The organism is Streptomyces sp. R-74717 (assembly GCF_047305335.1).
GTDB lineage: Bacteria > Actinomycetota > Actinomycetes > Streptomycetales > Streptomycetaceae > Streptomyces > Streptomyces atratus.
On the sequence record NZ_CP102361.1, the window covers coordinates 9,610,783 to 9,637,110 of the forward strand.

At 67.8% G+C, this 26,328-nt stretch carries 21 protein-coding genes, 1 tRNA gene and 7 pseudogenes; 21 read left to right on the forward strand and 8 right to left on the reverse strand.

The genetic code is table 11. The features are described from left to right. Positions 1–48: 48 nt before the first annotated feature. Positions 49–122: transfer RNA gene (locus NRF20_RS43565), tRNA-Met, on the reverse strand. 246 nt (positions 123–368) lie between these two features. Between NRF20_RS43565 and NRF20_RS43570 the strand changes: the two genes are divergently transcribed. The 9 genes and pseudogenes from NRF20_RS43570 to NRF20_RS43610 all read left to right on the forward strand — a co-directional run bounded on the left by NRF20_RS43570 (position 369) and on the right by NRF20_RS43610 (position 5,374). Next, positions 369–884 carry a hypothetical protein gene (locus NRF20_RS43570; RefSeq protein WP_413754337.1) on the forward strand — a complete coding sequence of 172 codons (516 nt, stop codon included), beginning with the start codon at positions 369–371 and terminating at the stop codon, positions 882–884. After that, positions 881–1,402, forward strand: a complete 522-nt coding sequence (locus NRF20_RS43575) for a hypothetical protein (protein ID WP_413754338.1) — start codon at positions 881–883, stop codon at positions 1,400–1,402. Before NRF20_RS43570 ends, NRF20_RS43575 begins: the two co-directional genes overlap by 4 nt. Next, the gene (locus tag NRF20_RS43580) at positions 1,344–1,469 is read left to right on the forward strand and encodes a hypothetical protein (RefSeq protein ID WP_413754339.1); all 126 of its coding nucleotides are present in this window, start codon (positions 1,344–1,346) and stop codon (positions 1,467–1,469) included. The genes NRF20_RS43575 and NRF20_RS43580 overlap by 59 nt, the downstream gene beginning before the upstream one ends. A 173-nt stretch (positions 1,470–1,642) precedes the next feature. Then, entirely contained in the window at positions 1,643–2,137 is a 495-nt protein-coding gene (locus NRF20_RS43585) for a hypothetical protein (protein WP_413754293.1), read from the forward strand. A 78-nt stretch (positions 2,138–2,215) separates the two neighbouring features. Continuing rightward, positions 2,216–3,046 (forward strand): transposase family protein, encoded by an 831-nt coding sequence (locus NRF20_RS43590; RefSeq protein WP_413751748.1) that lies wholly within the window; start codon positions 2,216–2,218, stop codon positions 3,044–3,046. A 113-nt stretch (positions 3,047–3,159) separates the two neighbouring features. Then, positions 3,160–3,288: pseudogene (locus NRF20_RS43595) on the forward strand (hypothetical protein); the annotation flags it as partial. A gap of 41 nt (positions 3,289–3,329) precedes the next feature. Beyond that, positions 3,330–3,800 (forward strand): DUF2599 domain-containing protein, encoded by a 471-nt coding sequence (locus NRF20_RS43600; protein WP_413754340.1) that lies wholly within the window; start codon positions 3,330–3,332, stop codon positions 3,798–3,800. A gap of 215 nt (positions 3,801–4,015) precedes the next feature. Beyond that, a complete protein-coding gene (locus tag NRF20_RS43605) occupies positions 4,016–4,435 on the forward strand; it encodes a hypothetical protein (RefSeq protein ID WP_413754341.1) in 420 nt (139 codons plus the stop codon). Positions 4,436–4,729: 294 nt separating this feature from the next. Beyond that, the gene (locus NRF20_RS43610; RefSeq protein WP_413754342.1) at positions 4,730–5,374 is read left to right on the forward strand and encodes a dihydrofolate reductase family protein; all 645 of its coding nucleotides are present in this window, start codon (positions 4,730–4,732) and stop codon (positions 5,372–5,374) included. Between the two features lie 135 nt (positions 5,375–5,509). Here NRF20_RS43610 and NRF20_RS43615 read toward each other — a convergent pair. Then, positions 5,510–5,644 (reverse strand): annotated as a pseudogene (locus NRF20_RS43615) (ATP-binding protein); the annotation flags it as partial. A gap of 220 nt (positions 5,645–5,864) precedes the next feature. Between NRF20_RS43615 and NRF20_RS43620 the strand changes: the two are divergent. Beyond that, a complete protein-coding gene (locus NRF20_RS43620; RefSeq protein ID WP_413754686.1) occupies positions 5,865–7,154 on the forward strand; it encodes a transposase in 1,290 nt (429 codons plus the stop codon). A gap of 108 nt (positions 7,155–7,262) precedes the next feature. Here NRF20_RS43620 and lspA read toward each other — a convergent pair whose 3' ends face one another. From lspA to NRF20_RS43640, 4 genes are all read right to left on the reverse strand, one after another. After that, complete coding sequence (gene lspA / locus NRF20_RS43625) at positions 7,263–7,853, reverse strand: signal peptidase II (protein ID WP_413754343.1); 591 nt, start codon at positions 7,851–7,853, stop codon at positions 7,263–7,265. A 116-nt stretch (positions 7,854–7,969) separates the two neighbouring features. Next, positions 7,970–8,914 (reverse strand): prolipoprotein diacylglyceryl transferase, encoded by a 945-nt coding sequence (gene lgt, locus NRF20_RS43630; protein ID WP_413754344.1) that lies wholly within the window; start codon positions 8,912–8,914, stop codon positions 7,970–7,972. Between the two features lie 564 nt (positions 8,915–9,478). After that, the gene (locus tag NRF20_RS43635; RefSeq protein WP_413754345.1) at positions 9,479–10,027 is read right to left on the reverse strand and encodes a TetR/AcrR family transcriptional regulator; all 549 of its coding nucleotides are present in this window, start codon (positions 10,025–10,027) and stop codon (positions 9,479–9,481) included. A gap of 537 nt (positions 10,028–10,564) precedes the next feature. Beyond that, positions 10,565–10,945: a DUF4260 domain-containing protein gene (locus NRF20_RS43640; protein WP_413754346.1), complete on the reverse strand. Its 381-nt coding sequence runs from the start codon at positions 10,943–10,945 to the stop codon at positions 10,565–10,567. Between the two features lie 293 nt (positions 10,946–11,238). On the opposite strand from NRF20_RS43640, the gene NRF20_RS43645 reads away from it, so the two are divergent. The 4 genes and pseudogenes from NRF20_RS43645 to NRF20_RS43660 form a co-directional block, all read left to right on the forward strand. Further along, positions 11,239–11,376, forward strand: a complete 138-nt coding sequence (locus NRF20_RS43645; protein WP_413754347.1) for a hypothetical protein — start codon at positions 11,239–11,241, stop codon at positions 11,374–11,376. A 297-nt stretch (positions 11,377–11,673) separates the two neighbouring features. After that, positions 11,674–12,315: a reverse transcriptase domain-containing protein gene (locus NRF20_RS43650; protein ID WP_413754348.1), complete on the forward strand. Its 642-nt coding sequence runs from the start codon at positions 11,674–11,676 to the stop codon at positions 12,313–12,315. Between the two features lie 77 nt (positions 12,316–12,392). Further along, entirely contained in the window at positions 12,393–12,740 is a 348-nt protein-coding gene (locus NRF20_RS43655; RefSeq protein ID WP_327411920.1) for a hypothetical protein, read from the forward strand. 132 nt (positions 12,741–12,872) lie between these two features. After that, a pseudogene (locus tag NRF20_RS43660) lies at positions 12,873–13,994 on the forward strand (recombinase family protein); the annotation flags it as partial. A gap of 588 nt (positions 13,995–14,582) precedes the next feature. Here the strand turns inward: NRF20_RS43660 and NRF20_RS43665 are convergent. After that, positions 14,583–15,437, reverse strand: a pseudogene (locus NRF20_RS43665) (reverse transcriptase domain-containing protein); the annotation flags it as partial. Positions 15,438–15,735: 298 nt separating this feature from the next. On the opposite strand from NRF20_RS43665, the pseudogene NRF20_RS43670 reads away from it, so the two are divergent. Continuing rightward, positions 15,736–16,856, forward strand: a pseudogene (locus NRF20_RS43670) (IS30 family transposase). A 204-nt stretch (positions 16,857–17,060) separates the two neighbouring features. Next, positions 17,061–18,195 (forward strand): annotated as a pseudogene (locus NRF20_RS43675) (IS630 family transposase). Positions 18,196–18,367: 172 nt separating this feature from the next. On the opposite strand, the pseudogene NRF20_RS43680 reads toward NRF20_RS43675, so the two are convergent. Then, positions 18,368–18,811 (reverse strand): annotated as a pseudogene (locus tag NRF20_RS43680) (group II intron reverse transcriptase/maturase); the annotation flags it as partial. Between the two features lie 1,258 nt (positions 18,812–20,069). Here NRF20_RS43680 and NRF20_RS43685 point away from each other — a divergent pair. From NRF20_RS43685 to NRF20_RS43705, 5 genes are read left to right on the forward strand one after another with little or no spacing between them, the layout of a single operon-like run. Continuing rightward, the gene (locus NRF20_RS43685) at positions 20,070–21,272 is read left to right on the forward strand and encodes an aminotransferase class V-fold PLP-dependent enzyme (protein WP_413754349.1); all 1,203 of its coding nucleotides are present in this window, start codon (positions 20,070–20,072) and stop codon (positions 21,270–21,272) included. Further along, the gene (locus tag NRF20_RS43690; RefSeq protein ID WP_413754350.1) at positions 21,257–22,591 is read left to right on the forward strand and encodes an extracellular solute-binding protein; all 1,335 of its coding nucleotides are present in this window, start codon (positions 21,257–21,259) and stop codon (positions 22,589–22,591) included. Before NRF20_RS43685 ends, NRF20_RS43690 begins: the two co-directional genes overlap by 16 nt. Before the next feature lie 5 nt (positions 22,592–22,596). Further along, a complete protein-coding gene (locus NRF20_RS43695; protein WP_398634519.1) occupies positions 22,597–23,562 on the forward strand; it encodes a carbohydrate ABC transporter permease in 966 nt (321 codons plus the stop codon). Next, positions 23,559–24,374, forward strand: coding sequence for a carbohydrate ABC transporter permease (locus tag NRF20_RS43700; RefSeq protein ID WP_398634518.1), 816 nt, complete (start codon positions 23,559–23,561; stop codon positions 24,372–24,374). Before NRF20_RS43695 ends, NRF20_RS43700 begins: the two co-directional genes overlap by 4 nt. 5 nt (positions 24,375–24,379) lie before the next feature. After that, positions 24,380–26,296 carry a glycoside hydrolase family 36 protein gene (locus NRF20_RS43705; protein ID WP_413754351.1) on the forward strand — a complete coding sequence of 639 codons (1,917 nt, stop codon included), beginning with the start codon at positions 24,380–24,382 and terminating at the stop codon, positions 26,294–26,296. Positions 26,297–26,328: the final 32 nt, after the last annotated feature.

Sequence of the window (26,328 nt, forward strand, 5' to 3'; positions counted from 1 at the left end):
GCCCACACGCAGTGAAGGCCCGGAGGATACCGGGCCTTCACATCTGAGTAGCGGGGACAGGATTTGAACCTGCGACCTCTGGGTTATGAGCCCAGCGAGCTACCGAGCTGCTCCACCCCGCGACGGTACGGTGAACTGTACGGCACCGACCCGGATCGGCCCGATCGACTTTCGCCTGCGCTCGGGCTGAGCCCGATTGCTCATGATCGACGCCATGGCCCCTGCTCAGTCAGTCCGGATTCCGACGTTCCCGAAGGAACCAGTGCTCACGGATTCGCGAAGCCTACACCAGTCTCAAATTTCGCGGCACAATCTCACGATCTTGGCATCGAACGCGGCCTCGAACGGAGAGCCGGCAGTTCAGCGGCTTGCCGGGTCCGGTTGGTCGGCCGAGACGAGAGTTCCGAAACTACCAGCAGGGCACTCTCCCGGCCGGCCCCGGCGCCCGGAACCTCACCGAGTTCTTCGCCAGTATCGACGAGAAGCTCGACGCAACGGCAGCAACAGCACCGAAGACACAGCGCAGCGACCGCAACGTGCTCAACCTACTGACCAAACGGGCCAGGGTCCTCTACCTCGGGCCCGCGAACTACTGCCGGTTCACCGACCCGTCCCGGGCACTCTGCCTCAAGCTGGCCGGCACCCCGACGGCCGACCGACCGCTGGTCGGGATGTGTGACTCCGCCCGCTGTCCGCAGGCCATCCATCACCCCTGCCACCGCCCCGTCTGGTCCGAACACGCCGAAAGCACCGAGATCTTCCTCGGCCAGCTCGGCACAACCCGTAAGACCGAACGCACCCGGCTCCAGGCCGACTACTACCGGGCCCTCCGCGTCGTCGCCGAGATCGACGCCGCCACCACCACGGACGAGGAGCCCACATGAGGATTTCCGCAGCCCAGCGGACCGAGAACGAGAACCGCATCCGAGCCTCCATGGACCGACTCCTACGCGGCGAGATCCAGCCCGGCGGAAAGTGCGACATCAAGACCCTCGCCACCGAGGCTGCGGTCGACCGCAGTGCGTTCTACGGCACCAGCCCCTACTCTCCCCTCCACGTCGCGTTCGAACGACGCCTGAACGCCATGCGCGAGGCCAGCCAGACCCCCGATCCTCGCGAGGCCCAGATTGCCCGGCTCAAGGCAGAGAACACCAAGCTCAAGGAACGGCTGGCCCAGGCCGCGCAAGAGGTCGATCAGCTCACGGACTTCCGCATCCAGGCCCTGGCCCGGCTCGCCGCACAGCACGAGGAGATCACCTGCTCCGCGAAGCCGCCGCCGCAACAACTCAGGTCAGCCGCCTGCCGCCGCCCCGAACCACCGCCATCGGGGCATGCAGTTTTCGATGAGCGCGCGCAGGACCTCGGAGACCGGCGCCCACCCGGTGTGGGGCGCCATCCGTGACAAGTGGGGTGGCTTGGGTTGGGAGGGCGGGAAGCTCGGGTTCCCCACTGATCAATTTCCATCCTGATTTCGCAGGTCACGGGGCTGGCGTGAGTCGATGGCGGGGTACTCGGGCTGGTCTGGAACATGATCGGTAGCAGGTGATCGATTGCCACGGGCCTCGTTCGCGGAAGTCGCCGTACGGGCGGTTGTCTCCTCGTAGGGTCCGGCAGGAAGATCCGGCCCGGGGAGGGGAAGTTCATGGTGGATGTACTGACATGGACGGTGGAACGGCGGGTCCTGCTGGCCGACCGCGCCGAGCGGCTGCGTAAGGAGCTCGCCGAGATCGATGTCGAGGTGGCCCGGCTGGAGGCCGCGGAGGTGGTGTTCGGCCAGTACGCCGAGGCGACGGACGGCGGCAGGCGGGACGATCCGGTGGTGGAGCCCGATCCGGTGGAGCCGGATCCGGTGGAGCCGGATCCGCCGGCGACGCAAGCGTCGGGAGCCGGCGGGATGCTGCTCGTGCCGCACCGCGTCGAGGGGATGAGCGAAGAGGTGCTGCCCGCCGACTATCAGCGGATTGTGCAGGTGGTCGCGGGTGCATCCGACGGGCCGGTCAAGACCCGAGAGGTGTGCGAGAAGCTGGGGCTGGGCGTGCTGCCCGCGCAGACCGAGGCGATGCGGGGCAAGCTGAGGCGGCTCGCGGACCGGGGCTGGCTGCACCGCACCCCGTCAGGCCGCTACGGACCGCGCTGACACCAGCCCGGCATCCGGCCGCAAAGTGGCCGATTCCTGCCACAACGCGAGGGCCCCCGGCGGGAGTTGGCGTGTTTTGTGAAGAACAACCAGCCCGCCGAGGGCTCTCAGGATGCTGTCTACCAGGTTCGCCTTCCGGTGTCGAAGTCGACCATCGACCTCGTCGCCGACCTGATACGCAAGCAGCGCAAGAGGCTGGGCACCCGCTGGCGCAAGGTCACCCCGGGAACCCAAGCGATCATCGTGCTCGCCGTTCTCCGTCATGACCAGCGCCTTCTGGACATGGCCGGCGGCAACGACGTCTCCGCCTCGACCGTGCGCCGATGGGTGATCGAAGTGATCGGCCTGCTCTCTGCCCGCGCCCCGCGCCTGGACCGGGCCCTGAAGAAGATCGCCGACGATGGCGGGGTGGTCGTCCTGCTGGACGGCACTCTCGTGCGCACCCGCCGCCGCACCGGGACAGAGAACCGCAAGAACTACAGCGGGAAACACAAGTCCCATGGCCTGCTGTTTCTTGCGCTCACCGACGAGAAGGGCAACCTGATCTGGATCTCCGCGGCCAAGCCCGGGCGGTCCAGCGAGATCACCACCGCCCGCCACAGCAAGCTCACCGAGCATCTCCGCGAGGCCAAACTCGGGGCCCTGGCCGACCTCGGCTTCGTCGGCCTGGACGACGACCCTGACAACCCGGTGATCATCACCGGCCGCAAGGCCACCCGCAACCACCGGCTCACCGACGCCGAGAAGGAGGCCAACCGCCTGCTCAGCCGTGAACGCGCCGCCGTCGAGCACGGCTTCGCAAACCTGAAGACCTGGCGATTCCTCAGCAAGGTCCGTATGAACACCCGCCACGCGACCACCCTCCTGCGGGCCCTACTCGTCCTGGCGAACAGCGAAGTGCAGAGGTGACAGACGATCTCCCTCTGCCGATCATGTCCTGGCCAGCACGAGTACCCCACTACAAGCTCACACCAGGCCCGTGACCAGCGAAATCAGGATGAAATTTCCTCACTGGTGACGAGCTGACCAACCCTGATGGGCAGGGCAAGCGTCAGCAGTTCGAGGGCGGCACCGTCTACTGGCACCCCACCCTCTCGAACGGTGCACATCCCGTGTGGGGGAAGATCGGGGAACTGTGGGGAGAGCATGGGTGGGAGGGCGGCGCGTTCGGCTACCCGACGTCTGACGAGGCGTGGGACGACTCGTACAAGTCGGTGTACCAGAGGTTCTCGACGAACAACCTGGTGTCTTCTGGAGCGCCGGGAACGGCGTGGAGGGATGCAAGGGCGAGTGCGTCGGGTACTCGGGCACCACGGGCACCGACTGGTTCAAGGAGACCCGAGTAGAGATCCCCGTCGGGACCAGTGACGTCGTCGTCCGTGCGGTCCCCACGGAGAACGGTTTCATCAACGCCCGTACGGATTTCGTCGGGGCGTGGAATCAGGTGTGGAGTCTGGCGCCGTACCCGAACGGGGTGAGAGAGACCGAGCACCGGTCGATGTATGAGCAGTTCGCCTGTCACGCGAAGTTCGCGGACAGGGGTCTCGATGGGGGTTGGAACACAGGGCCGAGCTGGGACTTGGAATCGTGGTACAGGGATGTGGGCATGGACTACGCCTTGGACCCGATTCACTTCCTGGAAGACAAGTGCAACTGGCATTGACGAGCGGATAGGCAGAACATCTGGTCATGGCTGCGGCCTCCGTGCAGAACTAACGCTGTTGGTTAATTCGGGGGTCTACTTCGCCCCATGCCCGGCAGGGCGAAGTGCTGCGAGGTGGGTGCTGCGGGTGCGGGCCCTTGTAGATCGACACCGCGATCAGTGGGACTCCCGTTTGCCCGTGTTGCAGACCCGGCGGCAGCCGCCGGACTCAACGGTTGCTGCTCACCTACGACCAGGTCGTCCACGAGTACGGGCTGCCCGTGACCGAGGGCAATCGCGGCGACCCGCGTTGGCCAGCCTTCGCTCGCCGCTACGGCTTCGACATGGACGGCTATCTGGCACCCAGCCCGTCCGGGCTCGGACCGGCCACCTTCTACCACCGCTCCACCCTGGGGCAGCGCACCTACCAGAACCACGACTACTCCCACCAAGGAATTTTTCGAGGTCTGGGCCGGGGTGGACCTCGGTATGGAGCGTCACTGCTGCGTGCTGCTCGAAGTGGGGCCCGGCAGGCGACGGAGAACGCCGTCTGGGCGGCGTACGCCGACGCGTTGTCAAAGTGCGCCGCCCTGGGGCGGGACGAGTTGCGGGAGGCGGCCCGCGCTGTCATGGAGGTTACTTCGGGTCGCGGTTGAATTTCGAGGTCGACCAGAAGTAGCCGAGCACGGCCAGGCCCAGGCGCCAGGCGACGTCACTGCATGGGGCCCGCCGTCTGTGACAGCTCTTCAAGCCTCCTCGATGATCGAGCAGATGGTGAAAGGCTTTCCGCAGGGGGCGGACGTCCCCTCACCGCAGGATCCTGCCCAAACCCCGCAAACCTCACAGGCGGGACACTAGGTAGCCCAATTTCTGACCGGTCACTGACGCAGCGATGAGTTTGCCCGGCCCGGAGAGTCTTACCACCGTTATCGCCAACGCAGGAGGAACACGTGGCTCAGCTACTGAGAGTCCAGAACTTCAACGTCTCGAGTGACGGCATCGGTGCCGGTGAGGACCAGAGCCTTGAGAGTCCGTTCGGCCACGCCAATCCCGAGAGGATGTTCGCCTGGGCCGGCGCCACGGCGAGCTGGCCCATGCGCACCGCCCCCGGGGGCAGCCGGGGCATCGACGACTACTTCACACGGGACTACGCACGCAACATCGGCGCCGAGATCATGGGCCGCAACAAGTTCGGACCCCAGCGCGGGCCCTGGCACGACCATGAGTGGCACGGCTGGTGGGGTGACGAGCCTCCGTTCCGCACTCCGGTATTCGTCATGACCCACCACAAGCGTCCTTCGTTCACGCTCTCGGACACCACGTTCCACTTCGTCGACGGCGACCCGGCCACGGTCCTTGAGCAGGCGCGGGAGGCGGCGCAGGGCATGGATGTCAGGCTCGGTGGCGGGGTTACCACCATCCGGCAGTTCCTTGACGCCGACCTCGTCGACACCATGCATGTGGCGGTCTCGCCGGTGAAACTCGGGTCCGGAGTACGACTCTGGGAGTCACCCGATGAGCTGCTCGACCGGTTCCACCTGGAGGTCGTGCCCAGCCCGAGCGGCGTGACGCACCACCTGTTCTGGCGAAAGTGACCGGTCCTCAGGGCTGGCCCCGGCCAGGTGCTTTGCCTCCCGGGGCTGCCCTGAGGCGGGTCGTCGAGTCCCGCCTCGGGCGGGAGGCATGCCTTGGCGGGTTCCTCAGCTCGTGCCCGGGTGGAGGCGAGCCGGGTAGGGGTCGGTGCCGGTCTCGATGAGCGTGCCGTTGAACGTCAGGCGGTCGACGATGGCTGCGCAGAGTCGGGGATCGGTGAACGTCTTTGTCCACCCACTGAACGACTCGTTGGAGGCGATGGCGACGTTGTTCTGCGCCGAGTTCGACGCGAGGTTCTTCCGCCGGCAGCTGGAGGACAAGCTGCGGAACGCTGCCGCGGCGGCGGATGCCGGGTACCCGGAGAACGAGGGCCTGGTCATCGGTCCGGAGACGGGCATCCCGTCGCTGAAGGCGTTCCGGGCTGACGGTCAGCGGCCTTCCGCGAAGCGGCTGGAGCAGGAGATCAAGGCGAGGATGCCGGAGCGTTCCCTGATGGGGATCGTGGCTCGAACCGCGTACTGGGTGGAGTGGTGGCGCCGTTTCGGCCCGCCGTCCAGCAACGAGCCCAAGGTCACCGACCCCTTGGGCCGCTACGTGATCGTCACGTTCGTCAAGGGCACCGACATGGGCCCGTACGAGGCCGCCCGGCACATCCCCGGCGTGAGCGGACACGAGCTGTCGTACGTCGCCAACAAGCACTTCTCGATCGTGCTGCTGAACGAGGCGATCTCCGACCTGGTGAACGCGCATGCCCGCCTGGACATCTCGCAGGCGTGGGGCGACGGGACCGCCGTGGCGGCGGACGGCACCCACATGGACACCTATCTCGACAACCTGCTCTCCGAGACGAGCGTCAGGTACGGCAAGCCGGGCGGCATCGCCTACCACCACGTCTCGGACACCTACATTGCGCTGTTCACGCACTTCATCCCGTGCGGCGTGTGGGAGGCCGTCTACATCATCGAGGGCCTGCTGAAGAACACCAGTGAGGTGAAGCCGACCACGGTGCACGCGGATACGCAGGGGCAGTCTTTCCCGGTCTTCGCGCTCGCCCACCTGCTGGGCTTCGATTTGATGCCCAGGATCAGGAACTGGAAGGAACTGACCTTCTACCGGCCCTCCAAGCAGACGGAGTACGTGCACATCGACGCCCTGTTCGGCAAGCCGGGCAAACACGTCATCGACTTCGACCTGATCGAGTCCCAGTTCCGGCACCTGATGCGAGTGGCCGTCTCCGTACGGGAGGGCGCCATCTCCTCCTCCACGCTGCTCAAGCGGCTGCGGTCGGGGTCGCGGAAGAACGCCATCTACGCGGCCTTCCGCGAGGTCGGCCGCGTGATCCGCACCGTCCAACTCCTGCGCTACCTCTCGGACGCGCCGTTGCGCCGGCGGGTGACGGCGGCGACGAACAAGGTGGAGTCGTTTAACCGGTTCTCCCAGTGGATCGGCTTCGGTAACCGCGGCGTCATCGCCGACAACGACCCGATCGAGCAGGAGAAGGCGATGAAATTCAACGCGCTGCTCACGAACGCGGTGATCTTCCACAACGCCCTGGACATCGCGGAGATCGTGCGGCAGCTGCTGGAGGAGGGATGGGAGATCGACCCGGAGGACCTGGCGCACATCTCGCCGTACCTGACCGAGCACATCAACCGGTTCGGCGAGTACAGCACACACGAGCTCGGCATCCAGCCCGACGCGTACGACCCGAAACTCGACGTGGACTTTACCCCGCTGCGTGAGCAGGACCTGACGGCCGCCGGCCTGGGGCAGGCTGCTTGACCGACCGCGAGCCTTCTTGTGTGAGCGCCGGCCGTACAGTCAAAGCGGCGCCCGAAGCCACCTCTTATGGCTTCGGGCGCCGCTTGCTCTCGTCCGCGTGATCCAGCCTCAGTTCACTCCTTGGCCCTTGCCCTTGCCATCGTCGGCGTTCTTACCTTCCGGTCCGCTGGGCTTTCCGGTCTCAGCCGACTTTTCGGATACGAGGGAGCCGTCCAGATTGATACCGCGGAATACTGCCACCATGGCCAGAGCCCCGCCGCAGACCACTGCCATGTCGGCGATGTTGAAGACCGGCCAGTACGGCAGCTGGATCCAGTCGATGACCGCCCCCTGGAACGGGGAGGGTGGCCGGAAGACGCGGTCCACGAGGTTGCCCGCCGCGCCGCCGACCAGCAGGCCGAAGACCACACCCCACAGGGGGACGCGGACCCGGCGCGCGATCCAGAGCATGCCGGTGATCACGATGAGTTTGGCCGCGCTAAACAACCACGTCGCGTCCTCGCCGACCGAGAATGCGGCGCCGGAATTGGAAATCAGGGTGAACTTCAGGAAACCGCCGAGAGTGCTCACTGGGTCCGCCGGCGAGAAATTGGCCAAGGCGATCTGTTTAGTTGCCAGATCCACGGCCAGCGGCAGTACCGCCATGCCAGCGATGAGGCCGAATCGTCGACGGCTCCTCACTTCGTCCAACTCGCTCACCTGGTCCCCCGCTCTTGACGTTCCCACTGATGAGCCCGCAAGTCTCATCACGGTGATACACCTCTCGATGCCCTGGAAGGCTGGGCCGCACAAGCACAGCTAGCCGCCCACACGCATCATGATCTGTTCCCGACGTTCCAGGACTCGGTCGCCCCTCGCGTTGGGCTGTTCCCGAAGGCGGGGTCGACAGAGGCAACGGCCAGGCGCGGCTCATCAGCACTCTCGCTGCCGCCCTCGCCCTGTGGCCGCCGCACGTCCTCGATGCCTGGGTGGCGGCGGGCCGATACGACGAGGCAGGCGATAGCGCCGAGGAAGACCAGGACAGAGGTCCAGTTGTTCAGGCGCAGGCCGAGGAACGTGTGGGACTCGTCGATGCGCAGGTACTCGGTCCAGAACCGGCCGACCGTGTAGGCGGCGACGTACAGGGCGAAAGTCCTGCCGTGACCGAGCGTGAACCGGCTCGCCGCCCAGAGGACCAGTGCGGCGACGCCGATGTCCCAGAGGGACTCGTAGAGAAAGGTGGGGTGATACGTCGCGATGTCGAGCGTGCCGGACGGACGGTGCGCGCGGTCGACCTCCAGGCCCCAGGGGAGCGTAGTGGGGCGGCCGTAGAGTTCCTGGTTGAACCAGTTGCCCCAGCGGCCGATCGCCTGGGCCAGGACTATGCCCGGGGCGACCGCGTCCGCGAAGGCGGGGAAGGGGATGCGGTGGCGACGGCAGCCGATCCACGCGCCGACCCCGCCCAGGGCGATGGCACCCCAGATACCGAGCCCGCCCTCCCACACGTACAGGGCTCGGATGGGCTCGCCGCGTTCGCCGAAGTACGCGTCGGGGCTGGTGAACACGTGGTACAGCCGTCCACCGACGAGGCCGAACGGCACTGCCCAGATGGTGACGTCTGCGATGACGCCCTGCTCACCGCCCCGCGCGACCCAGCGCCGGTTGCCGAGCCAGACCGCCACGAAAACGCCCAGGATGATGCAGAAGGCGTACGCCCTCAACGGAACCGGGCCGAGGTGAAGCACTCCGGTCGAAGGGCTGGGAAGGTAGGCGAGATCCATGGTCACTCCGTAGGAGGCTCAGTCAAGCGGACTGGTAATCAGGCGTGCACCGAACGGCTTCCTGAGCCCCTTGATCAGAAGCCCGTTCGGTCGAGCGAGCGCTCAGGGCCGACGCCTGAGGGCTGCGCCGAGTGCGGCGATCCAGATTGACACCGTCCGAACGCTGGACCGCCTCGAACAGCGCGCCGGTCCTGCCCGGTGATGCTGGATCAGCTCCAGGTATCGCGATCAGTTCCAGGACGAGTTGCACGCATGCGAGCGCCCCCGCGACTCTCCCGGCCCACCCGGCTGAGCGAGCCGCAGTGTTGCTGGCACGGCGGGCCCAGTCGAGCACTCCGGATCCGACGACCAGCAGGCCGACAGCTGCCACACCATGAACGAGCAACGCCTGGGCCACAGCCTGGACCGGCCGGTCGGCGTACGCGGCCGTGATCCCGGCATGTGTGTCACCGACTTCGGGTGTAGCTCCCCATGCGGCGGCGAGCCCGAGAATCCATGCCGTGGCGTGTGCGTATCCGGCGGCGCGGGCGGTGACGCCAGGAGCGGGCTCCTTGTCGATTGTGGTCATACGGTGTCTCCCAGGGTCTTGTTCCGGATTGCCTGGGCGAACGCCTCGCAGCCGGTGCGCCATGCGGCGTCCAGGTCTGCGCCGGGCGGGAAGCGGCCGTCGAGTTCGAGCACTACCATGCCGTGCGCGAATGCCCAGAACGAGCGCGCGATGGCAATGTCGCCGTGCACCGCGCGGGCCAGCGGCGCCGCCGCACGGTCTTCGAGTCCCTCGGGGAGCGCGGTGCGGGCGAGCGGCCGACTATGGGTGATGCGGTAGAGGTGCGGACTGGCGAGCGCATGCCGTCGGTAGGCGCGGGCGAGCACAAGCAGGGGCGGTTCGACGCCGATCTCGGCTTCGGCGGCCTCCAGGTCCTCCGTCAACTGGGTCATCCCCTGCGCCTGGAGCCCGGCCTCGACAGCGGCCTTGTCAGGAAAGTGCTTGTACAGGGAAGGCGCCCGGATGCCGACACGCTCGGCGATGCGCCGCATCGACAACGCATCCGGCCCATCGGCGTCGAGTAATTCCCGGGCGGCGGCCATGATCTGCTGCGCGCGGTCAGCCATGGCGGGCCGTTCGCGCGATCGCAATGCCGGTGGACCGTCCGGAGCCGGAAGCCGGCATCCGAACGGCGGGCGAGACCGGGGACGAGGCGAGCCCTGGAAACCGGATGCCTGCGGTGTGCTTCGCGGGGTTCCATGAGAACGGGCTCGGTCCAGCAAGGCACGCGCGCGCGGCTGCTGGCGGTTGGTGCTCACCCCCGGAGACCGCCAACGTCCCAAAGGCGAGCACTGGTGCCTCCCATGCACTCCGGAGGGGCCGGGGCAGGAGGCTGCCGCACGGGGTGCTGACTGCGGCAGTGTTCACTGCGGCCCTCTCACATTGCGACCGATCGAAATAGCTAACAGTGTTAACCATTTGCGTCAAGTTACGGCTACCGGCGTTAGTCGTCAAGGGGGAGGGTGTCGAACTCCGGCCCGTCGAGCCCGAGCGTCAATGAGCCTTTTCCAACCTGGCGGTAGTGGCCACAAGTTGGACGGTCCTGCGAAGCGGCGAAGCTTCTGGCAGACGGTGTCACGACCAAGATCCACCTGGAAGTTCGGTCAGGCGGAGGCGAGCCCGCGCCCGAGCGTCCGATCGAAGGCGATGCGGGTGAGCCAGCCGAGGCCGGCCGTGAAGAGCGGTGGCCACACGATCGGCCCAACGGTGTAGCCGACCAGCACCACGAGTGGGATCCACCCACGGTTCACGGTCTGGTAGAGCATGCCGGGCGGGCGGATGCCGACGAGCCGCGCCAGGTCGGGCATCACGAAGGACACCAGCGCCGCGGCCGTGGTCGGCAGGCCGTACTTCTGACTCTCGAAAACGGCGAACGCGGACAGCAGCAACGTGAGAGTGCCCCAGGCGGTTCGTGTAAGCCAACTGCCACTGCTCACAGCAGAGTTGCGTAACGGAGTGGCGGCGCCCGAGGGTTCAGTGGTCACGCGTAGAGCGTACAGATGACAACGCATCATCAGACAGAAGTCCGCGGGAGCCAGGGATGACAACGGGTTCAGCGGCTCCATCGTGTTCTTCCAGTACTGAGCCTTTTCCAACCTCGCGGTGTTGACCGCGAGGTTGGAAAAGGCTGTGTGCCACGAACAAGAGGAGGGGCTCGATGTAGGGGAGCCGCTGCGATTGATGCTGTGCAGGAGATGAAGGATTTGGCCCTTCGAAGCCGCCCTGCGGGGGGAGGCTTCAAACCGCCACATGCTGCGGGAGCGGTGACGCGACCGTGGTGAGCGATGTGGAAAAGGCACTCTTCGAGGTGTCAGGTGGGGATCAGGAAGACGAGCGCGAGCGAATCACTGACGACGTGTCGTTATCCAACTCAAGTGGCATCAAAACCGGGGCGATGGCTTTTGCTCCGGGATGAGTCTGGCGGGTTCCCGTTTATTGGCCAGGCGGTGTCCGGCATGGAGGTGACGTGAGCCTGATCTGCTGCTCTTGTACGGAACGTGGGAAGACATGCCCCGACACCGCAGCCCGGTACGGGCGCGAGAGGGAGCACTCCAAGCGGCGATCACCGTGAGGAGCCGAGTACCGTCGCGGGGCATGTCGGCGGACCGGCCCGTAGTAGTGCTGAAGCCCCTGTAATGGGGGTGGAGCGAAGGGGCCGGGTCACTCGTGACTGTGGGAGTTTGACCAACCGGACGTGCTCCGGGAGGAGTCGATGAACCAGTTGAAGTCGCCGGAGAAGTCGTTTGAGATCTCGAAGTGGGAAGTCTGGGAGGCGTTCCAAGAGGTAAAGAGGAATCAGGGTGCGCCCGGAGTGGATGGACAGTCCATCGCTGAATTCGAATCAGACCTGCGGGGCAACCTGTACAAGGTCTGGAATCGGATGTCGTCGGGGACGTACTTTCCCCCTCCGGTGCGTGCGGTGGAGATCCCCAAGCAGCATGGTGGCGGCACAAGAATGCTGGGAATTCCTACTGTCGCTGACCGCGTTGCTCAGACCGTGGTGGCCAGACATCTCGGAGTCCGGGTGGAGCCTGCGTTCCATGAGAACTCCTATGGATATCGGCCACATCGGTCGGCTCTGGATGCGGTGGAGCGCTGCCGGGAACGGTGTTGGAGGAAGGACTGGGTGATCGATCTCGACATTCAGAAGTTCTTCGACAGCGTCCGGTGGGACCTCATCGTCAAGGCCGTGGAGGCTCACACCGATGCCGTGTGGGTGATTTTGTATGTCAAGCGGTGGCTCCAAGCGCCGCTTCAACTACCCGACGGCACCTTGCAGAAGCGGGACCGCGGGACCCCGCAGGGGTCGGCGGTCACGCCCCCAACGCAATGGGCAACTTCTGCTTCGAGGTGACGCTCGGCTACCGGCGCTTGGAACTCCTTCCACGCGCGGAGGGTAAGTAGCGTCACAATGGGTAGTAGGTTTGTGACATGGTGCGTGGTGATCGTGTCGATAGCGTCGAGTACGCCCGGCGGGTCAACGCCGCCGCGGATCTGGTCGGGGCGGGTGTGCCCGTGGCCGCAGCCGCCCGCACGTTGGCGAGTAGGTACGGGGTGTCGGTGCGTCAGGCACGCCGGTATCTGGAGCAGGCCATGGCCGCTGGACATCTCGAAGTCCCTGAGTCGAGCGTGGTGTTCACTGTCAAGCTGCCGGAATCGCTGGCAGGACAGATCCGCGCCCGTGCCCACGAGAGCGACCGGGCGATCTCCGCGGTGGTGGCCCAGGCCCTGGCCGAGTTCCTTGAGCGGGGTGCCCCGGAGGGGCGGCCGGGCAGGTGAGCGGCCGGCCGGTGGAGGTGGAGGCGGTCTTCGACCGTCATGCGGCGGCGGACTTGTCCGCGGCCTACGCGGCGTTGGTTCCGCTGCGGCGATCCCGGATACCGGATCGCCTGGAGCAGGCAGGAGTGAGCGATGACCAGCGTGGCGATCTACGCCCGGGTGTCCTCGGCACGGCAGAAGAAGGACCAGACGATCGGCTCGCAGACCGCGGCCCTGCGCGCGCACGCCGCCGAACAGCGTCTTGAGCTGCCCGAGGAGTGGGTGTTCGAGGACGAGGGGCACTCCGGGGCGACCCTGGTGAGGCCCGCGCTGGAGCGGCTGCGCGACCTTGTCGCCCAGGTCGGCGTCGATGTGGTGCTGTGCTACGCGCCTGACCGCCTCGCCCGCAAGTTCGCTTACCAGGCCCTGCTGGTCGAGGAGTTCGCCCGGGCCGGCACCCGGGTGGAGTTCGTCCGCGGCCCACGCGGCGACAGCCCCGAGGACCAGCTGATGGTCCAGTTCCAGGGCATGTTCGCCGAGTACGAGAAGGCCCAGCTGATGGAACGCTACCGGCGTGGGAAGACCTACCGGGCCCGCTCGGGGGCGGTGAACGTGCTGGGCGGAGCCCCGTTCGGCTACCGCTACCTGCGCAAGACCCCCGAGTGCGGGGCCACCTACGAGATCGTCGAGTCCGAGGCGGCGCTGGTGGTCGAGCTGTTCCGCCGCTATACCGACGACGGGGCCTCCATCGCGGACCTGACCCGCTGGCTCACCGACAGCGGTACTCCCACCCGCACCGGCAAGACCCGCTGGGACCGCAGCGTCGTCTGGGGCATGCTCAAAAACCCCGCCTACCAAGGGCAGGCAGCCTTCGGCAAGACCCAGATCCTCCACGAGTCCCCGGGCCTCAACCGCCGGGCCCGCCTGGAGGGCCGCAGCACTCCGCGCGCCGTCAAGACCGCCGACCGCCCCCGCGAGGAGTGGATCACCATCCCCGTTCCCGCGCTCGTCACCCCGGCCACCTTCGAACGCGCCGCCCAGCGGCTCGCCGACAACAAGCGCTTCGCTTCGCGCAACAGCAAGGTCCCCTCTCTGCTTCAGGGGCTGTCGGCCTGCGTGAGCTGCGGATACGGCTACTACCGCACCTCGACCACTACTTCCTCCGGCAAGAAGATCTACTACTACCGGTGCCTGGGCTCCGACGACTACCGCTACGCGGGCGGCCGGGTCTGCACCAACAAGCCCGTCCGCGCCGACTACCTCGACACCGTCGTCTGGGACCACATCATCGGCATGCTCGCCGACCCGCACCTGATCCGGTCCGAGATCGACAAGCGCCTGGACCTTGCCCGCACCTCCGACCCCGCCACCCGCCAGCGCAGCCGTCTCGAACTGGCCCTCGCCAAGGCCACCGCAGCGATCACGCGCGTGATCGAAGCGTTCCAGGAACAGCTGGTCACCATCGATGAACTGCGGGCCCGGATGCCCGGCCTGCGGGCCCGGGAGAGCAACCTGCGCGGCCAACTCGACACGCTGGAAGCCCAGCTCGCCGACCGCGACGCCTACCTCAAGCTCGCTGACGACCTCGAAGGGTTCCTCGCCCAGCTCCGCGAGAACGCTGGGACAGCCGAGGTCCCCGAGCGCCAGCGCGTCCTGCGGCTCCTCGTCAAGGACGTCCTCGTCGGCCCCGAGAAGATCACCATCCGGCACCGCATACCCGTGCGTGAGCACACCGCCGACGACCAGCATCAAGATCAAGACGCTACGGAGGGTGACCCCTGCCCGAGTTACCCATTGCGTTGGGGGCGTGATGACTCCTCCCTGCGGCGTGCCTGTCAGGCGCCGCTCGACCCGTCCCAGCTCGGTAAGCACGCCTGCCTTGAGGAACTCCTTGCACAGATTCACCGTGCGGCGGTCGGTGATACGACGGCGGATGCGTTCCACGACAACGTCATGCCTGATGTTGTCGAAGCACCCTGCAATGTCGCCCTCAACCGCCCACGTGTAGCCGTTATTGATGTAGTGCACAATCTCGGCTACCGCGTCCTGCGCCCGGCGTCCCGGCCGGTAGGCATAGATCGACCGGTACTGGTCCGGCTCGAAAATCGGCTCCAAGACGAGCTTGAGCGCCATCTGTACCACCCGATCAGTCACGGAAGGAATTCCTAGACGACGGACCTTCTTGCTGCCCTTCTTCGGAATCGCCCGTTCCCGCACCGGGATGGGCCGATAGGTACCGTCCTTCAATCGGGATCGGATATCCCGCAAGAAAGGCTCCACACCGACGTTCTCCTCGATGTAGGAGCAGGTCACCCCATCCGCCCCGGCACTACGCGATCCGCGATTTGTCCGCACCCGCTGCCAGGCCACCCGTAGGGTGCCCAGGTCATAGACGAGATTGAAAAGATCGCGGAACTGTTGCTGCTGGTCAGTTGCTGCCCACTTGCGTAGCTTGTTCTGGACATGGAGTACCCGGGCCTGCGAATCCGCATATGACGGCCACGGCGCGACGGTATTCACCGCCGACCTCCCCTCGACCAGATCTTGCTGCAAACCTGCTGCCCTCCTTCGCCGCGTGGGCGGCTCTCCCGTCCTCCAACTACTACGAGGGCTCCGCCACGACCGGGCACCGTCAGTCGACGATGAACCTGCCCGTTGTCCGGCTGGCTGTCGGACGGGAAGGGCGACGCCCGGTCGCTTCCCACGTTCACTGCCCACCGGTCGGCGGGGTCGGGATCGAGCTTTACCCCGACAGCATCACCGTGAGTACGCCGCAGACATTCCTCACGGTCTCCCGGGCCGCACAGACTGGACAACCCGGAAGCGGGCGGGCCACCAACTGAAGCCCGCCCAGCGCTGCATCGGCCCACATCCACCACTTGAGTTCTAGTGGTTGTCGCAACACCCCAGTTCAGGGGATGCGATGGACTTCAAGATCCGGGACCGGTCCGTTATCCAGGGGCGCCGTCCCTTGTCCGAGGAACGGCGCCTCTACCTTCAGCTCATGCAGCAGGGTGTGAGCAACAAAGAGGCATGCCGGATCGTCGGCATCAACGAGAAGACCGGGCGGCGCTGGCGTAACGGCCGTGCCCCGTCCGGCGGGACCACCGGGGCGCCACCGATCACCGCGGTGGCGCCCCCGCCCGGTCCCTCGCGGTATCTGCGTGAGACCGACCGCATTCACATCGCCGACCGGCTGCGGGAGAAGGCCACGGTCCGTGCGACAGCCGCCGAACTCGGCCGCAGCCCGTCCACGGTCAGCCGGGAGATCCGCCGCAACCGTCACCCGGTCAACGGCCAGTACCGCCCGCACGCGGCCCAGGCCCGCGCTGATGCCCGCCGGCCCGGCCGAAGCCCGGGAAGATCGGCCAGAACCCGCAGCTGCGGGACTTCATCCAGGGCCACCTGGACATACGGTGGAGCCCGGAACAGATCTGCCAGGCTCTACGGGCACAGTTCCCCCAGCAGCCGGAGATGCACGTGGTCCACGAGACGGTCTACCAGGCCCTCTACGTCCAAGGCCGGGGTGAACTGCGCCGCGAGCTGGCCCGCGCCCTGCGCACCGGCCGCGCCCGACGCAAGCCGCGCCGCCAGGCCCAGCAGCGGCAACCCCGGTTCGCCACCCCGATGGTCATGATCAGCGAACGCCCCGCCGAAGCCGAGGACCGTGCCGTCCCCGGCCACTGGGAGGGCGACCTCATCATCGGCAAGGACGGGAAGTCCGCCATCGGCACCCTGGTCGAACGCGCGACCCGCTACGTTATGCTGCTGCACCTGCCCGGCGACCACGGCTCCGAAAGCGTCCGGGACGCGCTGGTCACCACGGTCCAGACTTTGCCGTCCCACCTCACACGGTCCCTGACCCGGGACCAGGGGTCGGAGATGGCCGCCCACGGCTCCTTCAGCGTCGCCACCAGCATCCCGGTCTACTTCTGCGACCCAGCCAGCCCCTGGCAACGCGGCTCCAACGAAAACACCAACGGCCTGCTCCGGCAGTACTTCCCCAAGGGCACCGATCTCTCGGTCCACGCGCGCGAACACCTCGACGCGGTCGCTGCTGAACTGAACGGCCGCCCACGCAAAACGCTCGGCTGGGAAACCCCAGCCGAGCGCCTGCATAAACTACTCGCGGCCTGACCAAACCAACCACGTGTTGCAACGATCCCTAGAAACCGCCCCAGGTTCCGGGCCGTTTTCGAATCACGGGGCATCAGACACTCGTTCGCGATCGCTATCCCTTCCCGCCTTGCTAGTGCCGGATCAGGCAACGTTTGCCCTGTTGTGATGTGACGCGCCGTCCGGGTGCTGTGGTGGACGGAGCGTGGGCGTCATTCTGTCCGGGTGGCAGAACGAGTGCGTGTCCGAGAGATCGATGACGATGAGGGGCGGCGGCTGCTGCGGATTATCCGCAGAGGCACCGGGTCGGTGGTGACCTGGCGGCGGGCCCAGATGGTGCTGCTCTCCGCGCAGGGCATGCCTGTGGCGAAGATCGCTGAGGTGTCGTTCACCAGCGACGACCGGGTCCGGGACGTGATCCACAACTTCAATGCCGACGGCTTCGACTCTCTCTATCCGAAGTACTCCGGTGGTCGGCCGAAGACGTTCACGCTGCCGGAGCGCCGTGAGATCAAGAAGATTGCGAAGTCCAAGCCCACCGAGCACGACCTGCCGTTCTCGACCTGGAGCCTGTCCAAGCTGGCGGACTTCCTGGTCGCCGAGGGGGTGGTCGACGACATCAGCCACGAGGGCCTGCGCATCCTGCTCCGCGAGGAGGGAGTCTCCTTTCAACGCCTGAAGACCTGGAAGACCTCCCGCGATCCGGACTACGCGGCCAAGAAAGCGCGCGTCGAGCACCTGTACGCCATCGCCGACGGCGAGGTCATACCCGAGGACGGCGAACCCGAAGTCATCTTCTGCATGGACGAGTTCGGGCCGCTCAACCTGATGCCCCACCCGGGCCGGCAGTGGGCCGAGCGCGGCGGCAGGCACAAGGACCCAGATCGCGAACCGCGCCGACGGCGGCGAGCGACCTACAACCGTTACGGCGGGGTGCGGCACCTGTTCGCCGCTCTGGATCTTTCCAAGGACAAGCTCTACGGCCACATCAAACCGGTCAAGCGGCGCACCCAGTTCCTGGAGTTCTGCCGCTACCTGCGCAGCCTCTACCCGGCCGACGTCAGGATTTCGATCGTGGCCGACCAACTTCTCCCCACACCTGACCACGAAAAGGTGTCAACGGGTCGGTATCTGGGCTGCCGCGAACAACGTCGAGATCGCCTACACACCGACCAACAGCTCCTGGCTCAACCGCATCGAGGCCCAGTTCACGGCCCTGCGTTACTTCACCCTGGACGGCACGGACCACGCCGACCACAAAGAACAGGGCAGCATGATCCGCCGCTACATCATCTGGCGAAACCGCCATGCCAACGACCAGCACCTACAAGCCGTCGTCGACAGGGCAAACGTTGCCTGATCCGGCACTAGCGCGGCCGGCGCGTCTGGTAGTACCGCGCCCCCGCTACGTTGTCGGGACTGCTCCCGCCCTCCCCGGCACCTCCCGGTTCAGGCTGTCCCCAGCTTCCAGGCCCTTGCTGCGACAAGAGCCCGACGCGGTCTCGCACCGCGTCCGGTAAAGCAGCGCCTCGTGGCGCACAGTCGGCCTCGAAGATCGGTTCCAGCACCAGCTTCAGCGCCGCCTGAACGACCCGGTCCGCGATCGTCGGAATCCCGAGCTTGCGGACCCTCTTCGAGCCTCCCGGCTTGGGAATACTGCGTTCCCGCACCGGCAAAGGACGGAACGAGCCGTCCTTGAGGGCGGCCCGCAGGCCGTTCAGGAACCCGGGAACACCGATCGACTCCTCGACATCCATGGCCGTCAGGCCGTCGACGCCAGGAGCCCGGGCTCCCCGGTTGCCCGCGACCCGGTCGAACGCCACCAACAGCGTCGCCGGGTCGTGCACGAAGTTGAACAGGTCATCGAACCGGCGGCCGGGATCGGCCACCGTCCAACGGTGAAGCTTGCTCTGCATCTCCAGTACCTGGGCCCGAGGACCTGGAGCTCCGCCATTCGGCGGGGCGTCTTCCGGCATTGCAGCATCCTTCCCTTCTCGATACCGCTGCCGCCCTTCCCCATGCGGCCGGCTCTCCCGGCCTCGGAGTACTACGGCGGCTCCGCCCCGTCCCCAACCGATCAGCGGTCGATGCGCTCAGCCCCGGCAGCCTGCTGGCAGAAGACGGCAGGGCGAGGTTCGGGACGGATCCCGTGTTCACTGTGGTTCACTCGATGAAGGAGGAGCTCGACTGTGTCCCTGCGACATCGCCACGAGTACGCCGCAGGCTTTCCTCGTGGCCTCCCAGTCAGCTTTCGTAGACCGACCCAGGAGTTGGCAGACCAGCCGAGAGGATGACCCGAGTACGCGCCGCTTCCGGCCCAGATCCGCCAGGTTCGAGCCGGAGGCACTTTAAGAGACGTAAAACGCCGGTTCCTCGCGTACACCTCTCCATCACGCTTACCGGACCCGCCCCATCTGGCAGTACTGGACACATCCCGGCTTTGTCAGGGCCGCTCTCGCCCTCCCCGGCATCACCCGGATCAGGCTGCCCTCAGCTTCAACCCCACTGCTGCAGCAGCGGGTTGGTGCAGGCCTTCCACCTCCGCGCGAACCAACAGCACCTCACGGCGCAAACGGGTGGATCTCGCTGGTGAAGCCGCCGCACGAGCGGCCCAGGCCCTCACCTCTCGCACCACCTCCGCCAGCCGGACGCCGAGACTCTGCCACGGGGAATCGCGTCCTGGTGTTCCGGCGCTTCGCCCCCCTTTGACACGGCGGGGCGGGCGGCAGGTCAGTCCGGGCGCCGGTGTGCAGCCGTCGGACTGGCAGGTCCCCCACACGGAGGTCCGGCCGTCGGAGTTTCACTTCGACGCGGCCCAGTACAACGCCGAACTGGCTTGCGTTGAGGAAGTGGTGGCAGATGTCTGCGTAGCCCGGCAGGGTGCGGCCGGCCCGCTTGGCCGGCCGACGCGGTTCCCTCCTGATCGCAGCCCGCCTGCCGGCTCGCCAACCGCAACTCGTGATGTCGGTATGGACGGCGGAGCGCCAGCTCTCCTGCCCGGGCTCACGATCCGGCGTCTTCGAAGTGAAGTGCTGCAGGACGGCAGCGCTCGGCTCTCGTTGAAGCGGAGCCCGTGCTGGTGAACCGCCCGCCGCCCGCCGCTTGCTTGCGCGGGGCCGGCCCGCTTGCCGGAAGGCAGTTGCGCTGTACCTCTTGCCGGGTCGACCTGATCTCCCTACTGTGAACCTTCAAATCCCTGGAAGCACATACAACAAGCTCCGTTAGGGCAGAATTTTGAACGATCAAAATTATCAGGCACTCGAAGCCGCCACCCCCGAGGCCCCCGGTCCGGCCCCCGCCCGAGGTCCGACGGTGGGCTACCTCGACTACGCCAGGGTCGGCCCGCTCTCCCGCCCAGCCGCCGCCGCGCTGGCCACCGCGACCGCGCTCGCCGCCCGCGTCGACCCCGCCGACCTCGACCGGCTGTTCGCCCTCAGCGACGCCGCCCGGACCTCGGCGGCCCAGCTGCTCGACGCCCGCCGGCACGAGATCGCTCTCGCCCCGTCCACCAGCAACGGCCTGTTCACCGTGGCCGCCGCACTCCACGGCCCCGGTACTGTCCTGGTGCCCCGTGGCGAGTTCCCCGCCAACCTCTACCCCTGGCTCCGCTTCGCCGGCCGCGGCGGCCCCGCCGTCCGCCTCGTCGACCCGGCCGGGCAGCGGCACATCACCCCCGACCTCCTGCGCCGCCACCTCACTCCCGACGTCACCGCCCTCACCGTCAGCGCCGTCGACTCGCTCACCGGCCACCTGGCACCGCTCGCCGCCCTCAAGGAGGTCCTCGGGCCCGGTCGGCTGCTGATCGTCGACGCCATCCAGGGCCTGGGCTCCGTCCCCCTCGAAGCGGACGCCGCCGACGTCCTCGTCAGCGGCGGCCAGAAATGGCTACGGGCCGGCTGGGGAGCCGCACTGCTACTGATCCGCGACCGGTGCGCCGAGCGCCTGGCTCCCGGGCTCGGCGGTTGGGCCGGAGTCGCGGAGCCCTTCGCGCCTCGGCATCCGGCGTCGCCGCTGCCCGGGGCCGCCGCCCACCTCGCCACCAACCCGGACTTCCCGGCCGCCGCGGCCATCGGCGCAGCCATCGACGACCTGTTCGTCCAGGGCGGCCCGGTCGCCGTCGGCGCCCGTATCCGCGCCACCCTCGCCGACCTGCTCGACCGCGCACGGCGGGCCGGCGCCGACGTCCTGCTGGACGGACTCGGCCCCCACGAGCGCGCCGGCATCGGCACCTTCCGCCTGCCCGGCCACGACCCCGCCACCGTCCACCGCACCCTCGAAGCGGCCGGCCTGATCACCACCCGCCGCGACGAGTGGATCCGACTGTCTCCCTACGCCTCCACCTCGGGCGCCGCGGCCGACCTGCTTGCCGATGCGCTCCACACCCTCACCCACCCCACGACCCACCACTCCCAGGAGCCGATATGTCCCACCACCTGAGCCGCCGCAAGCTGCTCCAGCTCGCCACCGCCTCCGCCGCCGGGCTCTCCCTGGCTGCCTGCGGTGACAACGGATCGGGCGGCAACGCCGGAGGCGGCGACGGCGACAGCGGTCACATCACCGTCTGGAGCTGGACCACCGCCGCCGAGGCCCTGCGCGCCGTCGTCCCCTCCTTCGAGCGGGACAACCCCGGTATTACCGTCGAGGTCCAGGACGTCGGCGAGCCAGCCATCTGGGACAAGATCACCGTCGGCCTCGCAGCGGGTGGCAAGGGCCTCGCCGACGTTCTGCACGTCGGTGTCGACTACCTGCCCGGCTACATGGACAAGTTTCCCGACGGCCTCGCCGACCTGTCCAAGTTCGGCGCCGACCAGCACAAGGACGCCTTCGTCGAGGGCCTGTGGCCGACCGTCATGGGCGAGGACAAGGCCGCCCACGCCCTCCCGTGGGAGGTCAACCCGCTCGGTCTCTTCTACCGGCGGGACTACTTCGAGAAGGCCAAGGTCGACCCCGCCAGCATCAGCAACTGGGACGACCTGATCGCCGCAGGACCGAAGATCCGCGCCGCCAGCGGCGCCCACCTGCTCGGGCTCGACAAGACCGGTGCCACCCAGGACGTGGACTTCTTCCAGAACCTGATGCAGCTCCAGGGCGCCTTCTACTTCGACCGCGAGGGCAAGGTCACGCTCGCGTCCCCGGCCGCCGTCCAGGCCCTCACCGTCGTCAAGCGGCTCAACGACGGCGGCCTGCTCGCCGACACCGCGGGCCAGGGCACCGGGAAGCGCCTGCTCAGCCAGGGCAAGCTTGCCACCGTCGCGGACGCCGCCTGGGCCGCCGAGTACCTGGCCATCAAGTTCCCCGACCAGAAGGGGAAGTGGCGCGTCATGCAGCCCCCCGCCGCCGTGCCCGGGGGCGGGCGCAGCGCCATCGTCAACTCCACCTATCTGGCGGTCGCTGCGTCCAGCAAGCGCCGCAAGGCCGCCTGGCGATTCATCGAGTACGCGCTCACCAAGCCCGCCGAGATCAACCGGATGTTCGCCTCCGGCGGCGTCTTCCCCGCCCTCAAGACGGCGTACGCCGACCCGAAGTTCAGCGCGCCCCACCCCTTCTACGGCGGCCAGAAGGTGCTGAAGTCCTTCGTCGACTCGCTCGGCTCCAAATCCGAAGCCACCAACTTCACCAGCGACTACACCCGCGCCCTCAAGCTCGCGAGCGACGCCCAGAGCCAGGTGCTGCTCAAGGGCGCCGACCCGGCGAGCGCCCTCAAGGACGCAGCCAAACAGCTTGCCCAGCAGACCGGTCGGCAGCAGGCGGCCTGAGAACCATGTCCCTCGCCCCGTCCGAACGCGCTCCCGCCACCGCCACCGCCGCCGCCCCGGCCGGCCGTGGCGCCCCCAAGCATTCCGGCCGCGCCCGCCCGGGCCGGCGCCGACTGCTGACCCGCACCTCCGTCCCGTACCTGCTGATCATGCCCGCGGTGCTGGGCTTCGCGATCTTCAAGGCGTATCCCATCGCCGACTCGCTCTGGATCAGCCTCACCACCGGCAACGGGGACGACCGGCACTTCACCGGACTCGCCAACTACCAGCGCCTGCTGGACGACCCGCTGTTCTGGACCGCGCTGAAGAACACCGCGCTGATCCTGGTCGTCCAGGTGCCGCTGATGCTCGGCCTCGCCCTGCTCGTCGCACTCGGCCTCAACTCCACCAAGGTGTGGCTGCGCCCGCTCTGGCGGCTCGGCGTCTTCGTCCCCTCGCTGACCGGTCTGGTCGCCGCCGGCGTGATGTTCTCCGTGATCCTCAACCATGAAGCCGGACTGCTGAACTGGGTCCTCTCCGGGTTCGGCATCGACCGGGTGAACTGGCTCGGCAGCCCCTCCTGGGCCCGCGTGGGTGTCGTCCTCGTCCTCACCTGGCACTACACCGGCTACAACGCGGTGCTGTACCTCGCAGGTCTGCAGGGCATTCCCAAGGAGCTGTACGAGGCCGCGATGGTCGACGGCGCCGGTCCGATCCGGCGCTTCGTCTCCATCACCCTTCCCCAGCTGCGGCCGATCCTGCTCCTCACCGTGGTGCTCTCCACCATCGGCACCCTGCAGCTCTTCGACGAGCCGTACGTCCTCACCGGCGGCGGCCCCGACAACGCCACTTTGACCGTCACCATGTACCTCTACAACAACGGCTTCAAGTACTTCGACTTCGGTTACGCATCGGCCCTCGCCTACGCGCTCGCGCTGATCGTGTCCGTGCTCGGCATCCTGCAAGTCCGCCTGATGGGAGAGCGCCGGTGAAGCCCCGCGGTCCACTGCTCACCTTGCTGCTCGCGGGCGCCTTCGGCCTCTGCGTCGGCCCGTTCTACTGGCTCGCCATCGCCGCCACCCAGGACGACAAGGACGTGTTCTCCTGGCCGCCGAAGCTACTGCCCGGCGGCCACCTCATGGACAACCTCCGCGGGCTCCAGGAGTCCATCGGGCTCACCCGCGTCCTGCTCAACACCGTGCTGGTGGCGGGCGTCCAGACGGTCGGCGCGGTCGCCATCTCGGTCCTGGCCGGCTACGCCTTCGCCAAGTTCGACTTCCGCGGGCGCAACCTGTTCTTCGTCCTGCTGCTCAGCACCCTGGTCATCCCCGACACGGTGATGCTGATCCCGATCTTCCAAATGATGATGGAACTGGGCCTGATCGACTCCTACCAGTCCGTCATCCTGCCCGGCCTGGTCACCCCGTTCGGCATCTTCCTGATGCGGCAGGCACTGCGCTCCATGCCCGACGAACTCCTGGACGCGGCCCGCGTCGACGGCGCCGGCGAACTGCGGGTGCTGTGGCGGATCGTCATCCCGGTCAACCGGCCGGTCATCGCGGCGCTCGCACTGTTCGTCTTCCTCGGCAGCTGGAACCAGTTCGTCTGGCCGCTGATCGCCCTGCGCAGCCCCGAGATGTACACGCTGCCCGTGGCCACCGCCACCCTGCAGGGGCTGTTGACCACCAACTACGCGCAGGTCCTGCTCGCCGCCGCCATCGCGGCCATCCCCGTGATGGGCCTCTTCCTCGTCCTGCAGCGCCAGTTCATCTCCGGCCTGCTGGCCGGGGCCACCAAGGAGTGACCACCGTGACCACCGAACCACGCCCCGTCGGCGAGCGCACCGAGAGCCCGCAGGCGCTCACCGAGCCGGACACCGCCCCGCAGGACGCCACCCCGCAGCAGCCCGTCCCCGCCTGGCGCCCGAACACGCCGGCCGGGGCCACCCCCGACACCGTCGGCCACCGGCAGCTCGCCACCGGCCTGCTCCACTCCACCGGCGCCCCGCTCACCGTTCACCTCACCGGGCTCGGCTGCGACCGGCTGGAGACCGCCGTCACCCCGGTCGGCGACGGCGTGGCCCTGATCGAGGTCACGGCGACGGCCGCGGCCACCGTCCGCGCCGAATGGCGGGTCCCCTGCCTCGGGGCCACCGCCTACTGGACCCCGGACACCAACGCCTCCCGCTGGCTGCCGCCGTCCTGGATCGCCCCCCGGACCGTCTCGCTCGCCCTGGGCGCCCCCGTCGCCAGCCTGGTCGGCACCGACGACCGCGCCCTGTGCACCGCCGCCGCCGACGAGACCTCCGCACCCGTGCGTGTCGGCGCCGGCGTGGTGGAGGAAAGCGGCGAGTTCGCCTTCACCGTCGAACAGGAACTCACCCCGGACGGGCCGCCGCTGCGGCTGCGGATCGACCTCAGCGGCCGCCACTTTGCCGCCACCCTGCAGGCCGTCACGGCCTGGTGGGCCGAGGGCCTGCACCACCCCGGCATCGCCCCCGCTGCCCGGATGCCCGCCTACTCCACCTGGTACAGCCTCCACCAGAACGTCGACACCGCCGCCGTCGAACGCCAGGCCGCCCTCGCCGCGGCCGTCGGCTGCGAGAGCATCATCGTCGACGACGGCTGGCAGACCACCGACCGCGCCCGCGGGTACGGCCACTGCGGCGGCTGGGATCCCAACCCGGCCGCCTTCCCCGACCCCGCGGCCCACGTCGCCGAGGTCCACCGGCTCGGCCTCGCCTACCTCCTGTGGTATGCACTGCCGTTCATCGGCCGGCACAACGACGCCTGGGACCGCTTCAAGGGCATGATCCTGCGCGAGGAGCACCACCTGGACGCAGCCGTGCTCGATCCCCGCCACCCCGAGGTCCGCGCCTACCTGGTCGAGAAGGTCTCCCGCGCTGTCGAGCAGTGGGACATGGACGGTCTGAAGCTCGACTTCATCGACCGCTTCGCCGTCACCGACCCCCCGCCTGCCCCGGCCGGCGCAGATCGCACCGCCGTCCACGAGGGCGTGCTCCAACTGCTCGCCGACCTCGACGCCCGCCTGCGCCGCACCCGGCCTGACGTGATCGTGGAGCACCGCCAGCCGTACGTCAGCCCCGCGCTGTGGCCGTACGCCACCATGGTCCGCGCCACCGACTGCCCGCTCAGCCCCGCCGAGAACCGCCAGCGCACCGTCGACTGCCGGCTCACCGCGGGCCCGCTCGCCGTCCATGCCGACATGATCACGTGGAACTCCGCCGAGACGCCCGAGTCCGTCGCCGTCCACCTCGTCAACGCCCTGTTCTCGGTGCCGCAGATCTCCGTCGACCTCGCCGCCCAAAGCCCCGACCAACTCGCCACCCTGCGCTTCTGGCTCGGCGTCTTCCGCCGGTACGCCGACGTTCTCCAACTCGGCGTCCTGGAACCCGTGCGACCGGACCTCGGCTACCCCCTGGTCCGCGCCCGCGACCACCACACCACCGTGGTCGCACGCTACGCGCCGCTGCCCGTCGCCCTCCCGGACCGGCCCGCCGCGGACGGCCCGCAGACCCTGCTCGTCGCCAACGCGGACGGCGACTCCGTGGTGCTCCTGACCGCTACCCGACCGGAACAGGCCCTCGCCTGCGTCCAGGACTGCCGTGGTGAGATCCTGTCCGAGACCGTGCTCGACCTGGTCACCGGGGTGAACTCGGTGACCGTGCCGACCGGTGGCCTGCTCACCCTGACCCGCGAGCACTGACAACCGCGGGCTGGCGGCGGCCACCCGCCGCC

Coding starts and splice junctions, on each gene's coding strand:
- NRF20_RS43575 (WP_413754338.1), top strand. CDS start 881: ATGAGGATTTCCGCAGCCCAGCGGACCGAGAACGAGAACCGCATCCGA.
- NRF20_RS43580 (WP_413754339.1), top strand. CDS start 1,344: ATGAGCGCGCGCAGGACCTCGGAGACCGGCGCCCACCCGGTGTGGGGC.
- NRF20_RS43585 (WP_413754293.1), top strand. CDS start 1,643: ATGGTGGATGTACTGACATGGACGGTGGAACGGCGGGTCCTGCTGGCC.
- NRF20_RS43620 (WP_413754686.1), top strand. CDS start 5,865: ATGGGGATCGTGGCTCGAACCGCGTACTGGGTGGAGTGGTGGCGCCGT.
- lgt (WP_413754344.1), bottom strand. CDS start 8,914: ATGGATCTCGCCTACCTTCCCAGCCCTTCGACCGGAGTGCTTCACCTC.
- NRF20_RS43635 (WP_413754345.1), bottom strand. CDS start 10,027: ATGGCTGACCGCGCGCAGCAGATCATGGCCGCCGCCCGGGAATTACTC.
- NRF20_RS43650 (WP_413754348.1), top strand. CDS start 11,674: ATGAACCAGTTGAAGTCGCCGGAGAAGTCGTTTGAGATCTCGAAGTGG.
- NRF20_RS43655 (WP_327411920.1), top strand. CDS start 12,393: ATGGTGCGTGGTGATCGTGTCGATAGCGTCGAGTACGCCCGGCGGGTC.
- NRF20_RS43690 (WP_413754350.1), top strand. CDS start 21,257: ATGTCCCACCACCTGAGCCGCCGCAAGCTGCTCCAGCTCGCCACCGCC.
- NRF20_RS43695 (WP_398634519.1), top strand. CDS start 22,597: ATGTCCCTCGCCCCGTCCGAACGCGCTCCCGCCACCGCCACCGCCGCC.